Origin of the sequence: Streptomyces sp. NBC_01431, assembly GCF_036231355.1 — a bacterium.
Taxonomy (GTDB): Bacteria; Actinomycetota; Actinomycetes; order Streptomycetales; family Streptomycetaceae; genus Streptomyces.
In genome coordinates this window covers 4,529,704-4,543,214 of record NZ_CP109496.1, presented here as the reverse complement: position 1 = coordinate 4,543,214, position 13,511 = coordinate 4,529,704, and the positions used below count along the sequence as shown (strand labels likewise).

The 13,511-nt window shown below is 70.9% G+C and carries 8 protein-coding genes, 1 tRNA gene and 1 pseudogene; 2 read left to right on the top strand and 8 right to left on the bottom strand.

Annotation, left to right across the window (positions count from 1 at the left end; genetic code table 11):
• Positions 1-52: 52 nt before the first annotated feature.
• Positions 53-622, top strand: a complete 570-nt coding sequence (locus OG522_RS20965; protein ID WP_329464519.1) for an Rv1733c family protein — start codon at positions 53-55, stop codon at positions 620-622.
• 30 nt (positions 623-652) lie between these two features.
• Positions 653-985 (top strand): annotated as a pseudogene (locus tag OG522_RS20960) (site-specific integrase); the annotation flags it as partial.
• A 35-nt stretch (positions 986-1,020) separates the two neighbouring features.
• On the opposite strand, the gene OG522_RS20955 reads toward OG522_RS20960, so the two are convergent.
• The 8 genes from OG522_RS20955 to OG522_RS20920 all read right to left on the bottom strand — a co-directional run bounded on the left by OG522_RS20955 (position 1,021) and on the right by OG522_RS20920 (position 13,207).
• Positions 1,021-1,094: transfer RNA gene (locus OG522_RS20955), tRNA-Thr, on the bottom strand.
• Between the two features lie 94 nt (positions 1,095-1,188).
• The gene (locus OG522_RS20950; protein ID WP_329464518.1) at positions 1,189-2,751 is read right to left on the bottom strand and encodes an alpha/beta hydrolase; all 1,563 of its coding nucleotides are present in this window, start codon (positions 2,749-2,751) and stop codon (positions 1,189-1,191) included.
• Between the two features lie 103 nt (positions 2,752-2,854).
• Positions 2,855-4,060, bottom strand: a complete 1,206-nt coding sequence (locus OG522_RS20945; RefSeq protein ID WP_329464517.1) for a DNA polymerase III subunit delta' — start codon at positions 4,058-4,060, stop codon at positions 2,855-2,857.
• Positions 4,061-4,287: 227 nt separating this feature from the next.
• On the bottom strand, positions 4,288-7,599 hold the full coding sequence (tmk, locus tag OG522_RS20940; RefSeq protein ID WP_329464516.1) for a dTMP kinase: 3,312 nt from the start codon (positions 7,597-7,599) through the stop codon (positions 4,288-4,290).
• A 322-nt stretch (positions 7,600-7,921) separates the two neighbouring features.
• Complete coding sequence (gene topA, locus OG522_RS20935; RefSeq protein WP_329464515.1) at positions 7,922-10,762, bottom strand: type I DNA topoisomerase; 2,841 nt, start codon at positions 10,760-10,762, stop codon at positions 7,922-7,924.
• A 189-nt stretch (positions 10,763-10,951) separates the two neighbouring features.
• Positions 10,952-11,167: a hypothetical protein gene (locus OG522_RS20930; RefSeq protein WP_382806871.1), complete on the bottom strand. Its 216-nt coding sequence runs from the start codon at positions 11,165-11,167 to the stop codon at positions 10,952-10,954.
• 1,118 nt (positions 11,168-12,285) lie between these two features.
• Complete coding sequence (locus OG522_RS20925; protein WP_329464514.1) at positions 12,286-12,972, bottom strand: DUF2637 domain-containing protein; 687 nt, start codon at positions 12,970-12,972, stop codon at positions 12,286-12,288.
• Positions 12,973-13,018: 46 nt separating this feature from the next.
• On the bottom strand, positions 13,019-13,207 hold the full coding sequence (locus OG522_RS20920; protein ID WP_329464513.1) for a hypothetical protein: 189 nt from the start codon (positions 13,205-13,207) through the stop codon (positions 13,019-13,021).
• Between the last annotated feature and the right edge of the window lie 304 nt (positions 13,208-13,511).

The window sequence follows — 13,511 nt, the reverse complement described above, 5'->3', positions numbered from 1 at the left end:
CATTCCCGGCGATCGTCCGAGAAACGGTCGGTGCACCGGAAGGGACGCCGTGATGCGTACGAAGGTCAGGTTCTGGCGCTGGCGCCGCAACGAACTGAAGCGCCGCTCGGACATCGCCGAGACCTGGACGCGCGTCGCCGCCGGCACACTGCTGGTCATCGGCGCTCCGATGGCGGGCGCGGCGACCGCGACGGCTGCCTACGAGGCCACACTGCACCAGCACGGCGACTGGCATCAGGCTTCCGCCGTCCTGACCGAGGACGCCCCCACCAGCGCAAACGCCCTGCCCGCAGAACACGGGCACGTCCGCGCAACCATCCGCTGGAAAGACCCCGCCGGCACGACCCACACCGGCCGGGCCCTGGTGACCCCGGCCGCCGACGCCGGCACCCGGACCACGATCTGGCTGGACGACAGCGGCGCTCTGCACGACGCCCCGCCCACGCCCAGCGAGGCCGCAGCGCAGGGCGCGGTCTTCGGAGGCACCGCGGCCGGCATCACGTGTCTGTTCGCGCTGAGTGGCAGGCGGATCGTGCAATGGCGGCTGGACCGTTCGCGTGCAGCGGCGTGGGAGCGTGAGTGGGCAGCGATCGGCCCTGAGTGGGGCCACCACCATGCCTAGCGGCCAACCTTGGGCGGCCACGCGCCGGACATCCGCGACGCCAACGCCCAGATCCTGGAGGACGAACTCCCAACGGCGGCCCGCGATCCACGAGTTGACGACCATCCCGTGGAAGGGCACGGAGCACCGCGCCCACCGCAAGGCGATGAAGGCGGCGACCGACGAGATGCCGCCCTTTCGCCGCGTCACCGGCCCCGCCACGCGCCAGCACGTGAAGGCCACCGCGCGCCGCCGTGAACGACGCGATCGGGCAGCAGCCCATCACATTCAACCCCGCCTGCCGCCGCCCACGTCGAGATCGACCCCGTACGCAAGCCGTGCGCCTCGCCATGCCCTAACTGGCCCCGAAATAAGCAAAAGCCCCAGGTCACGGCGAGTGAGTCCTGGGGCTTCCACAGAGCCGCCTTCGGGATTCGAACCCGAGACCTACGCATTACGAGTGCGTTGCTCTGGCCAACTGAGCTAAGGCGGCACCGCCCTGCGCACCATGGTGCGAGCAGCAGCGTCGCCAAGTCTACACAGTTTCTGGAGTGGTCCTGACCAGGGTCGACCGGGCCCCGGGCGGGCTATGAGCAGCGCTTGTCCCGGGGCGGCGGGGTGCCGTCGAGGAGGTAGGTGTTGATCGCGGTGTCGATGCAGTCGCTGCCGCGGCCGTACGCGGTGTGGCCGTCGCCCTCGAACGTGAGCAGCGTGCCGGAGGAGAGCTGGGCGGCGAGGGACTGGGCCCACTTGTAGGGGGTCGCGGGGTCGCGGGTGGTGCCGACGACCAGGATCGGGGCGGCACCCCGCGCCTCGATGCGGTGCGGGGTGCCGGTGGCCCTCAGCGGCCAGTACGCGCAGTTCAGGCTCGCCCACGCGAAGCCGGCCCCGAACACCGGGGAAGCCTGCTCGAACGCGGGCAGCGCCGCCCTCACCTCGGCGGGCCCGGCGAAGGCGGGTGGCAGGTCGAGGCAGTTCACAGCGGCGTTGGCGTACATCAGGTTCGCGTAGTTGCCGCTCTTGTCGCGCTCGTAGTACGAGTCCGCCAGGGTCAGCAGACCCGCGCCGTCGCCCTTCATCGCGCGGGACAGCGCGGTGCGCAGTTCGGGCCACGCGTCCTGGTCGTACATCGCGGCGATGACGCCCGTCGTGGCCAGGGACTCGCCGAGCCGGCGGCTCTGGCCGGTGGGGATCGGCTCGGCGTCGGCGTCCCTGAAGAACTTCTCCATCCGGGCCGACGCGTCCTCGACGGAGTCCGTGCCGAGCGGGCAGCCGTCCTTCTGTTTGATGCAGTCCGCCGCGAAGGACTGGAAGGCCGTCTCGAAGCCCGCCGTCTGGTCCCGGTTCATGTTGAGCGAGGAGAGGGAGGGGTCCATCGCCCCGTCCAGGACGAGCCGGCCGGTGCGCGCGGGGAAGAGCTCGGCGTACGTCGCCCCGAGGAACGTGCCGTACGAGGCGCCCACGTAGTACAGCTTCTGGTCGCCGAGCACCGCCCTGAAGATGTCCATGTCACGAGCTGCCTCGACCGTGGAGACATGCGGAAGGATCTTGCCCGACTTGGCCTCGCAGCCGTTCGCGAAATCCTTGAACGCCTTGGTCAGGGCGGCCTGTTCGGCCGGGTCGTCGGGGGTCTGGTCGACCTCCGTGTACGCGTCCATCTCCTTGCCCGTGAGGCATTCGACGGGCTCGCTGCGGGCCACGCCGCGCGGGTCGATGGCCGCCATGTCGTAGCGGGCCCGGACCGGCGCGGGATAGCCGATGCCCGCGTACGACTGGAGGTAGCCCACCGCCGAGCCCCCCGGGCCGCCGGGGTTGACCAGGAGCGAGCCGATCCGCTTGCCCGGCCCGGTCGCCTTCACCCGCGAGACCGCGAGGTTGACCGATCCGCCGGCGGGCTTGGCGTAGTCGAGCGGCGCCTTCAACGTGGCGCACTCGAACTTGCCGACACCGCACGCCCGCCAGCTCAGCTTCTGCGTGTAGTACGGGGTGAGGGCCTCGCTCGTGGGGGCGTCGGCCGGGGCCGCGTTCCTCGCCCCCTTGGGGGACGCGGTCGCGGACGTGGACGAACTGCCCGACGAACAGCCGGAGATGAGCAGGCCAGCGGTCGCGGCGGCGATGGCCGAGGTGCGGAGCAGGCGCCTTGAGTCCATCTCCGGAGCGTAGCCGCCCCATGACGTGATGTATGCCGTGCGCGGCGGTGCGCCTCGTACGGGTGATCCCGTCAACCCCGATGCCCCACCGGACGCTCCCGGCTCAGCCCGCTCGCAGGGCCAGCGTCATGGACTCCACCGCCAGGAGCGGAGCCACGTTGCGGTCCAGGGCTTCGCGGCAGGCCAGGATCGACTCGATCCGGCGCAGGGTGCGCTCGGGGCCGGACGACCGGGCGATCCGGTCCACCGCGTCCCGTACGTCCTCGTTGGCGATCGCCACCTTCGTGCCCAGTTGCAGGGCGAGGACGTCGCGGTAGAAGCCGGTCAGTTCGGTCAGCGCGAGATCCAGACTGTCGCGCTGGGTACGGGTCTTGCGGCGCTTCTGCTTGTCCTCCAGCTCCTTCATCACCCCGGCGGTGCCGCGCGGCATACGACCACCGGCGACCCCGCCCATCGCGGCCTTGAGGTCCTCGGTCTCCTTGACGTCGACCTCCTCGGCCACCTGCTTGGCGTCCTCGGCCGCGGTGTCGACCAGCTCCTGCGCGGCTTTGAGGCAGCCGCCGACGTCGTCGACCCGCAGCGGCACCTTCAGGACGGCGGCGCGCCTGGCCCGTGCCGCGGCGTCGGTGGCCAGCCGGCGGGCCCGGCCGATGTGGCCCTGGGTGGCGCGCGCCGCGGCATACGCGGCCTCCGGCTCGATGCCGTCGCGCCGTATCAGGACGTCGGCGACCGCCTCGACCGGCGGGGTGCGCAGGGTGAGGTGGCGGCAGCGGGACTTGATGGTGGGGAGCACGTCCTCAAGAGAGGGCGCGCAGAGCAGCCAGACCGTGCGCGGGGCGGGCTCCTCGACGGCCTTCAGGACGGCATTGGCCGCCTGCTCGGTGAACCGGTCGGCGTCCTCGACGATGATCACCTGCCAGCGGCCGCCGGACGGCGACATCTGGGCCCCGCGGACCAGCTCACGGGTCTGCTTGACGCCGATGGTGATGCCCTCGGTGGTGACGACCGTGACATCGGCGTGCGTACCGATCAGAGCCGTATGGCATCCGTCACAGAAGCCGCAGCCCGGCAGGCCGCCGAGCGCGCGGTCGGGGCTGACGCACTGGAGCGCCGCGGCGAAGGCACGGGCGGCGGTGGGGCCGCCGGAACCGGGGGGCCCGGTGAACAACCAGGCATGCGTCATCTTCGACGCCTCGGGGCGCGGCAGCCCGGAACGCTCGGCGGTGACCAGCACATCGGCATCCCGGGCCGCGGCACCCAGCTGCTCCTGCACCCGCTCCTGGCCCACCAGGTCGTCCCATACGGCCATCGACTGCCCCTTCGCACCGCTGTCACTGCTGCGCCCCATTGTGCGCCACCCCACTGACAACGGACGCCGCCGCACAAACCCCGCAGGTCGGGCGAGCCCGCGGCAGCCGGCCGGCAGCCCCGGCCCGCCCCGCCCGCGGACGCCGACGCCGCGGGCGAGCCGGTCATCGGCGGCCGCCCCGGGTCTGTGGGCTGGTCAGCGGCGGCCACCGCGGGCCTGGTGGGCGGTCAGCGGCGGCGGCCACCCCGCCGGTTGTCGTCCTCGTCGTCGCGCGGGCCGAGGAGTTCGTCGGCGAGCGTCGGCAGGTCGTCCAGCGGGGTCTCCTCCGCCCAGTCCGAACGCCGCCGAGGCCTTTCCTGGCCCGTCACCGGGTCGATCTGCGGCAGTTCACGGGTGCGCTCGTTGCCGCCGTCGGCCCGGTGCCCCGCGCCCGGCCCGTCGCGGAAGATACCCGGCGGCACCCGGTCCGCGGGGTCCGCGTGGGGTACCGGCGGCAGCACCGCCGTCTCCTCGACATCGCGCGCGGTGCCGCGGGCGCCGTCCCGGGCCGCGTCCGACACCGCCGGCAGCACGGTCGTCTCCGCGGCGTCGGCCCCGCGGCCGGAATCGCCGCCCGCCGCACCCGGCTCGGCGACCGGCACCTCCTGCGTCACATCGTTCGGTTCGGCGACCGGCACTTCCTGGGTCACCTCGTTCGGCTCGGCGACCGGCACCGGCTGGGTGACCTCGTTCGGGCTGACGATCGGGGTCGGGACGGTGATCTCGGAGGGCGAGACATCGGCAGGGGCCGCCGACTGCGACGCGGGCGCGGCGGACGCCTTGGTAGTCGGCGGTGCCGTGGACGCAGCGGACGCCTTGGTAACCGGCGGCATCTTGGTGGTCGGTGCCGCGGCGGCCGAAGCCGCACTCGCCGCCTTCGCCGCTGCCGCGGTGGCGGCCGCCTCCGCGAGGCGGCGGGCCTCCTCGGCGCGGAGCAGCGCCTCCTCCGCCTTGCGCTGCTTCTCCAGTCGGCGTTCCTCGGCCTCGGCGCGCAGCCGGGCCTCCTCCTCGGCCTGCTTGCGCAGCCGCTCCTGCTCGACCGCGCGCGCCTTCTCCTCGGCCTCGCGCCGCTTGCGCTCCTCCTCGGCGAGCCGCCTGGCCTCCTCGGCCCGCTGCCGGGCCTCCTCCGCCTGACGCTCCTCCTCGCGGCGGCGCGCGTCTTCCAGCTCGCGCCGCTTGCGCTCCTCCTCCTCGGCGCGGAGCTTGGCGAGCTGCTCCTGGCGCTCGCGCTCCAGACGCTCCTCCTCGGCCTTGCGCGCGGCCTCTTCCTCCGCGCGCTTGCGGGCGTCTTCCTCGGCCTTCTTGCGCGCTTCTTCCTGAGCCTTGATCTCGGCCTCGGACAGCGGAAGCATCTGGTCGAGCCGATGGCGTACGACGGTGGTGACCGCCTCCGGCTCCTGGCCCGCGTCGACCACCAGGTAGCGCGACGGATCGGCGGCGGCCAGGGTGAGGAACCCGGACCTGACCCGGCCGTGGAACTCGGGCGGCTCCGACTCCAGCCGGTCCGGCGCCTCGGTGAACCGCTCGCGCGCCGTCTCGGGCGAAACATCGAGCAGAACGGTCAGATTCGGTACGAGTCCGCCAGTTGCCCACCGGTTGATTCGGGCGATTTCGGTCGGGGACAGATCACGACCGGCTCCCTGGTAGGCCACCGAGGAGTCGATGTAGCGGTCCGAGATGACGATCGCGCCGCGCTCAAGGGCGGGGCGTACCAGCGAGTCGACGTGCTCGGCGCGGTCCGCGGCGTACAGCAGTGCCTCGGCACGGTTGGAGAGGCCCGCGGACGACACGTCGAGCAGGATCGACCGCAGCCGCTTGCCCATCGGCGTCGCGCCGGGCTCACGCGTCACCACGACCTCGTGGCCCTTGGCCCTGATCCACTGGGCGAGCGCCTCGGCCTGCGTGGACTTGCCCGCGCCGTCGCCGCCCTCCAGTGCGATGAAGAAGCCGGTCGCGGCCGGGGCCTGCGCCGGGTCGGCACCGCGCACCGCGTCGACCAGATCGCGCCGCAGCGGGACGCCCTGGCGGTCGTCGGTCTTGGCCAGCACCACGGCGGCCACGGGCAGCAGCAACGCTCCGACCAGCATCAGCGTGAAGCCCGCGCCACCGTGCTCGAAGACGAACGCGCCCGACTCGACCCGGTGGCTCCCGATGGCCGCGGCCAGCAGCGGCGCGGCGATGGCGCCCAGACCTATCGAGACCCGTACGACCGCCTGGAGGTGCTCGGTCGTGCGGGCCCTGCGGTACTCCTCGGTCTCCTGGTCGATCAGTACATGACCGGTATTGGCCGCGACGCCGGCGGCGACGCCCGCCACCAGCGCGATCAGCAACACCGTCGCCAGGTCGGGCACCAGGCCCATGGCGAGCAGCGCGACGCCGGTGACGGCGATGGCGAGCGACATCAGGCGCCGCCGGGACAGCACCGGAAGGATCTTGGCGGCGGTGCGGATGCCGAGCACTGTGCCGCCGGTCAGCATGAGGATCAGCAGCGCGAAGGCGGCCGGGCCGCCGCCCAGGTCCACGGCGTGCAGCACGGCGACGGCCGCCGCCGCGGCGATCGCCCCGGCGACCGAGGCGCAGGCGAGCACGAGCAGCGAGATCGCGCCGGTACGCCCCTTGTCGGGACCGTTGCCGGTGGTGGGCCTGCGTAGCCCCTCCAGCGGTGAACGGGCCCGCGGAGTCTGGGTGGCCGGCAGTTCGAGCAGGGCCACCACGGAGATGGAGGCGGCGAACAGGCCCGCGGCGAGGTACGAGGCGAGCGCGGCCTGGTGCAGCTTGAACCAGTCGACGCCCGTCCCCAGCAGATTGCTGACGAGCGCGGCGACGAGCAGCGCGACGGCACCCAGCGGGATGGCCACGAAAGTGGTGCGCAGCGACAGCCTGCGCAACGCCTCCAGATGGTCGGGAAGCGGCCGCACGGCCGCGCCCTCCAGGGGCGGCGGGGGCAGCAGCGCGGGCGCCGCGCTCTCCTTGGCGACCGTCCAGAACCGTTCGGCGACGCCGACCAGGAAGGCGGTGGCGAGGATGAACAGCAGGGCGTTGGCCGGGGTCCAGTCGATCCACAGCGGCGCGACGATCAGCAGCGCGGCCCGTACGCCGTCGGCGCCGACCATCGTCCAGCGCCGGTCGAGCGGGCCGCCCGGCGCGGTGAGCGCGGAGACCGGGCCGAGCAGCACGGCGCCGAAGAGCACCGTCGCGAACACCCGGGCGCCGAGTACCGCGGCGATCGCGAACGCGGCACCCCGGTATCCACCCCCGAAGGACTGCTGCTCCACCGCGGCCTGCAACGCCAGCAGCAGCGTGACGAGCACGGCGAGCGTGTCGCCGATCCCGCCCACGAGCTGTGCGCTCCACAACCGCCGGAGCGATGGGATGCGCAGCAGGGCACGCACAGCGCGCTCGCGTGAGTCTGCGGCTAGGGCTTCGGAGGTGGGGCTCACGACCGTGGGGGTCCCCCCCGGCCCTTCAGAGCTTGGGGATTGCTCGGCTCCTCGCGTCATCCGCCCAGCCTATCCGGAGCGAACGGGTCCTCGCGGGGGTGCCCGAACATATGGACGGACAGAACCACCCAGAGCCCACCGGGACTCCACTGCTGGGGCGCCGGACCGTCGCCGCGAAACCCAGCGGGGCGAGGCGCCCTGACGCACCGGACTGAGCAGGACCGGACTGGCGTACCGAACCGGGCGGACGTGGCCCATGGCCGGCCCCGGACCCGGTGAGCCAGCCCCCTCGTCCTGCGGGCCGACCCGTCCTGGCTCTTCGCCCCCAAACGCCGACGGGGGCCGAGGGCGTCAGCCCCCGGCCCCCCTCTCGCGGTCGGGACTACTCCGACGCCGCCGTCTTCTTCGCGGCCGTCTTCTTCGCCGGGGCCTTCTTCGCCGCCGCCGTCTTGGACGCCGTGGTCTTCTTCGCCGCCGCCGTCTTCTTGGCGGGGGCCTTCTTCGCGGTCGCGGCCTTCTTGGCCGGGGCCTTCTTCGCGGGAGCCTTCTTGGCCGTCTTCTTGGCCGGGCCCTTCGCCCGCTTCTCGGCGAGCAGTTCGAAACCCCGCTCCGGCGTGATCTCCTCGACGCTGTCGGCGGTCCGCAGCGTCGCGTTGGTCTCGCCGTCGGTGACGTACGGACCGAAGCGCCCGTCCTTCACCACGACCGGCTTCTCGCTGACCGGGTCGACGCCGAGCTCCTTGAGCGGCGGCTTGGCGGCCGCGCGGCCACGCTGCTTGGGCTGGGCGTAGATCGCCAGCGCCTCGTCCAGCGTGATGGAGAAGAGCTGGTCCTCGGTCTCCAGGGAGCGCGAGTCGGTGCCCTTCTTCAGGTACGGCCCGTAGCGCCCGTTCTGCGCGGTGATCTCGACGCCCTCGGCGTCCGTACCAACCACCCGCGGCAGCGACATGAGCTTCAGCGCGTCGTCCAGCGTCACCGTGTCCAGGGACATCGACTTGAAGAGCGAGGCGGTGCGCGGCTTGACCGCGTTCTTGCCGGTCTTCGGCGTGCCCTCGGGCAGGATCTCGGTGACGTACGGACCGTAGCGCCCGTCCTTGGCGACGATCTGGTTGCCGCTCACCGGGTCCGCGCCGAGCTCGAAGTCGCCGCTCGGCTTGGCGAGCAGTTCCTCCGCGTACTCGACGGTCAGCTCGTCGGGGGCCAGGTCCTCCTGGACGTCCGCGCGCTGGTGGCTCTCGGAGTCCTTCTCGCCGCGCTCGACGTAGGGGCCGTAGCGCCCGACGCGGAGCACGATCCCCTCGCCGACGGGGAACGAGGAGATCTCGCGGGCGTCGATCGCACCGAGGTCGGTGACGAGCTCCTTGAGACCGCCCAGGTGGTCCCCGTCGCCGTTACCGGCGGCGGAGGCCGAGCCGCCCGTGGTCGAGTCGCCCTCGCCGAAGTAGAAACGCTTCAGCCACGGCACCGACTGGGCCTCGCCCCGCGCGATGCGGTCGAGGTCGTCCTCCATCTTGGCGGTGAAGTCGTAGTCGACGAGCCGCCCGAAGTGCTTCTCCAGGAGGTTGACCACGGCGAAGCTCAGGAACGACGGGACGAGCGCCGTGCCCTTCTTGAAGACATAACCGCGGTCCAGGATCGTCCCGATGATCGAGGCGTACGTGGAAGGACGCCCGATCTCGCGCTCTTCCAGCTCCTTGACCAGCGAGGCCTCGGTGTAGCGGGCGGGCGGCTTGGTCGCGTGGCCGTCCACCGAGATCTCCTCGGACGACAGCGCGTCGCCCTCGGCGACCTGCGGCAGCCTGCGCTCGCGGTCGTCGAGCTCGGCGTTCGGGTCGTCCGCGCCCTCGACGTACGCCTTCATGAAGCCGTGGAAGGTGATCGTCTTGCCGGACGCGGTGAACTCGGCCTGTCGGCCGTCGCTCGCCTGCCCCGCGATCTTGACGGTCACCGAGTTGCCGACCGCGTCCTTCATCTGGGAGGCGACGGTCCGCTTCCAGATCAGCTCGTAGAGCCGGAACTGGTCGCCGGACAGACCGGTCTCGGCCGGGGTGCGGAAACGATCACCCGAAGGGCGGATCGCCTCGTGCGCCTCCTGCGCGTTCTTGACCTTCCCGGCGTACGTGCGCGGCTTGTCCGGCAGGTAGTCGGCGCCGTACAGCTGCGTCACCTGGGCGCGGGCGGCCGCGACCGCCGTGTCGGACAGCGTCGTGGAGTCCGTACGCATATAGGTGATGAAGCCGTTCTCGTACAGCTTCTGGGCGACCTGCATGGTCGCCTTCGCGCCGAAGCCCAGCTTGCGCGAGGCCTCCTGCTGGAGCGTCGTCGTACGGAACGGGGCGTACGGCGAGCGGCGGTAGGGCTTGGACTCCACCGAGCGCACGGCGAAGGAGGACTCGGCGAGCGCCGCGGCCAGGGCCCGCGCGTTGGCCTCGTCCAGGTGCAGGACGTCACTCTTGAGTTGTCCGTCGGGACCGAAGTCACGGCCCTGCGCAACGCGCCGGCCGTCGACCGTGTTCAGCCGTGCCACCAGCGTGGACGGGTCGGAGGCGTCGCCCGCCCGGCCGGTGGAGAACGTCCCGGTCAGGTCCCAGTACTCAGCAGAACGAAACGCAATGCGCTCGCGTTCCCGCTCCACGACGAGCCGGGTGGCCACGGACTGGACGCGCCCGGCGGACAGCCGCGGCATGACCTTCTTCCACAGGACCGGCGAGACCTCGTAGCCGTAGAGACGGTCGAGGATGCGGCGGGTCTCCTGGGCGTCGACCATGCGCTGATTGAGCTCGCGCGGGTTGGCGACGGCGTCCCGGATGGCGTCCTTGGTGATCTCGTGGAAGACCATCCGGTGGACCGGGACCTTGGGCTTCAGGACTTCCTGCAGGTGCCACGCGATGGCTTCGCCCTCGCGGTCCTCATCGGTGGCGAGGAAGAGTTCGTCGGACTCGGCCAGAAGCTCCTTGAGCTTCCTGACCTGGGCCTTCTTGTCGGCATTGACGACGTAGATCGGCTGGAAGTCGTGCTCGACGTCCACGCCGAGACGGCGCACCTCACCGGTGTACTTCTCGGGCACCTCGGCGGCGCCGTTCGGCAGGTCGCGGATGTGCCCGACGCTCGCCTCGACGACATAACCGGGGCCGAGGTAGCCCTTGATCGTCTTCGCCTTGGCAGGAGACTCGACGATGACGAGTCGGCGGCCGCCCTTTGCGGTCTCGCTGGTCGGGGACAACTTCGCTCTTCTCTCCGGTCGGCACTCGGGGTGTCAGTACGTGACGCTGCGGAGTGTGACGGTACAACCCGCCCCCGTGTCAAACAGCAAAAGCCCGCAGCGGCCACTCGAACGGTAACCCGACTTACCGCGATCCTGCCGCCCGGACCGTCCCGAAGCCTTCCGAAAAGCGTTTCATCCCCTTTCGGGCTAGATACGGGCGAAGCACCACAGGCCGAGCAGCAGGAACCCGGCACCGAAAGCGCCGGCGAGCACGGCGGAGGCAACTGGTCCGGTTCCCTGCGCGACCGGCGTACCGCGCCGCACACAGGCCGCCGTCCACAGCAGCAGAGCACCCCCGAACAGCACGAACACCGTCCCCGCAAACACCGCAGGCCCCGTCTCGGTCCCACCCATCGCAGTCATGCGGGCGATCCTGGTCACCGCGCCGCACCCCGGGGCAGCGCCGGGGCCGCATCCCGGGGAACTCCGGGTGAACGGTCACCCGATCATGCACATTTCAGCCAGATCCCCCCTTCCCTTGAACGCGTCCGGAGTCACATCACATCGAGCGCGCGGCCCGCCGCGTGCGTCAGCTGCGGTACGTCACCCGCCGTACCCATCCACCCGGGCAGCGACCGGCACGGCGTCGCGGCACGAACTGCTGGCTCCGACTCCGGCTCCGGCTCCAATGAAGAAGGGGCGGAACTCGCCACGTTCGACGCCGTGGACAAGGAACACGTCCCCGAAGCGCGGACCGAAGGGGCCGGGCCCGAGCCCGAACTCCCAGCAGGCCAGGACGGCCGGAGGTAAAGGGCTTCGGCGGGGCATGGGCGGGCAGCCCCGGACAGGCGAGCACCGAGCACGCGGTGGTGAGCGTGAGGGCGCTGACGGCCAGGCAGTTGAGGGCGTTGAGGACGCACGGCAGGGCGTATCCGAATCAGAGGAGCGAGCAGCGCCGCGGCGAGAGCAACACGGCGCCGAGCGTGCCGTATCGCCATGGGTTCGCGACAGCCGTCGTACCGCCCCCCAACACGCGTGCGGTGGAGGATGCGAGGACGGCGTTTCCCATAAATAGAAACGGACGCCGATCGCGCCGAGTTCCCGTCCGGGGACGCCCGGGGGACGCCGGTGCACGCGCTTCCCATGGCGCGAAGACCGTGCCCTCAACGCCGTGCTCCGCGCCTGCGGTCGACAGCCACCGCCTCGCCCAGGGCTCAAGCGCCTTGCCGGAACCGACCGGGCGGTGCGCTCGTCGTGCTGTCCCCTTCAACACCCGATGCCGCACACGGTCAGGCCCTCGCAGACACCCGGTGCCCGGATGTCTGCGAGGGCCTGATGCGTTCAACAGGACGCTTGCCTGCCCGTCGCCGATCGGCCTGTCCAGCCGCGCCCCGCGGTATCCGACCGGCCAACTCGCCTCCCCGCGAGAGGAGATCGGTACACGGTGGCGGCGTCTGACGGCCGATCGTCAAGTCCGTCCCGGGGCGTCTCGAAGTCCGTCACGGGGCGTCTCTCGGTCCCGCCCGGATCCTTCGGGCAACCTACGGCCTTACTTTCTTGGCCCCGCTCAGCACGTCGAATGCGTGCCGAGGGCCGGGCCGGGGCGAGAACTGGCCGACGAGTTCACGGAAGCAGACCAGGGCGGTAACCGGCGGGATTCCGACGACCACCATCGCGAAAAGCGAATGTGGCGCCTGGCCGATGCACAAAGCAACCGCAGTGCCGGAGGAGATCAGCATCACGGCCCAGGAACGCCGAGCAGTCCGGTGCTGAACGGCTGCCCGCAGGATGGACAGACCTGCCAGCATCCACGGCCCGTACACCGTCAGCGGCCACCATCGCGCCAAATGCGGAGACGCCACAAGCAGCGCAATGGCGCGCAGCTGATTGTACGAATAAGAGATGGACCAGGTCAGCATCGTCACCGCGCAAATGGTGATTATTGCGATCAGGATCGAGACGGCGATGATCCTGCGTTTCCCGGCGAGGATGTGAAACCCTGTCCGAGGCCGGCGTCGGCTGACCGTGCGGCGTGAGTGCCTGTCGCTGTCCAGAGGGGGAGGGACGGGATCCACGCTGTGCGTCGGCTGCAGGATCCGGGCCAGCTCCTCGTCCGGGTCCCAACCGTCCGCCGGGGCCTCCGGATCAGGCGTGCGCCACATGTGCTGCACGTCAATTGGCTGAGTGTAATCAGCGTATTGGTTCACCGCGTCATAGTCGGTCCTCATCCTGAACCCTCTCCTTCCTTGGCTTCTCTGCGCGGTCCGGGATGTTTCATCGGGTGTGCGCGCCTTGGACCGACCACCCCTCCGCCGCGGCCTGCAGGTATTCCCGCTCCATCCGGCTGATGGTTGCGAAGAAGTCCTCAAGCAGGTCCGAGCAGTGCGTGAGGCCCGCCCAGCCGACTTCCTGGTGCGAGAGGAGGGGACGAGCCTTTTCTGAGTTCTTTTCCTTCAAAGTCACGACCGCCTAACGAGCATCACACGGCACGAGGCGTCGTACATTCGGGGGAATATTGACCCAGAGAGACCTCCCGCATATCTGATTACCGCCCATGGTCGATGAAATTCTGAAGATGTATTACATGCTGTTACCGGGGGGGTTTTGGCTGCGCTCGCTCGTGACGGCTCGTCGGTTCATCTGGCGGACCGTTTCGGCTCGTTGGGCGTGTTGCCACGGTGACCGGGGCCGCGACACGTCGTTGAAGGGGGCGGTCAAGGGAAGTGCACGAAGGGTCCCGGGACGCACATCGCCCCGAGACCTCGTG

Bases quoted from the DNA above. Each gene is read 5' to 3' on its own strand.
- OG522_RS20945 (WP_329464517.1), bottom strand. From the start codon at position 4,060: ATGGCCGTATGGGACGACCTGGTGGGCCAGGAGCGGGTGCAGGAGCAG.
- OG522_RS20930 (WP_382806871.1), bottom strand. From the start codon at position 11,167: ATGACTGCGATGGGTGGGACCGAGACGGGGCCTGCGGTGTTTGCGGGG.
- tmk (WP_329464516.1), bottom strand. From the start codon at position 7,599: ATGACGCGAGGAGCCGAGCAATCCCCAAGCTCTGAAGGGCCGGGGGGG.
- OG522_RS20965 (WP_329464519.1), top strand. From the start codon at position 53: ATGCGTACGAAGGTCAGGTTCTGGCGCTGGCGCCGCAACGAACTGAAG.
- OG522_RS20950 (WP_329464518.1), bottom strand. From the start codon at position 2,751: ATGGACTCAAGGCGCCTGCTCCGCACCTCGGCCATCGCCGCCGCGACC.
- OG522_RS20925 (WP_329464514.1), bottom strand. From the start codon at position 12,972: ATGAGGACCGACTATGACGCGGTGAACCAATACGCTGATTACACTCAG.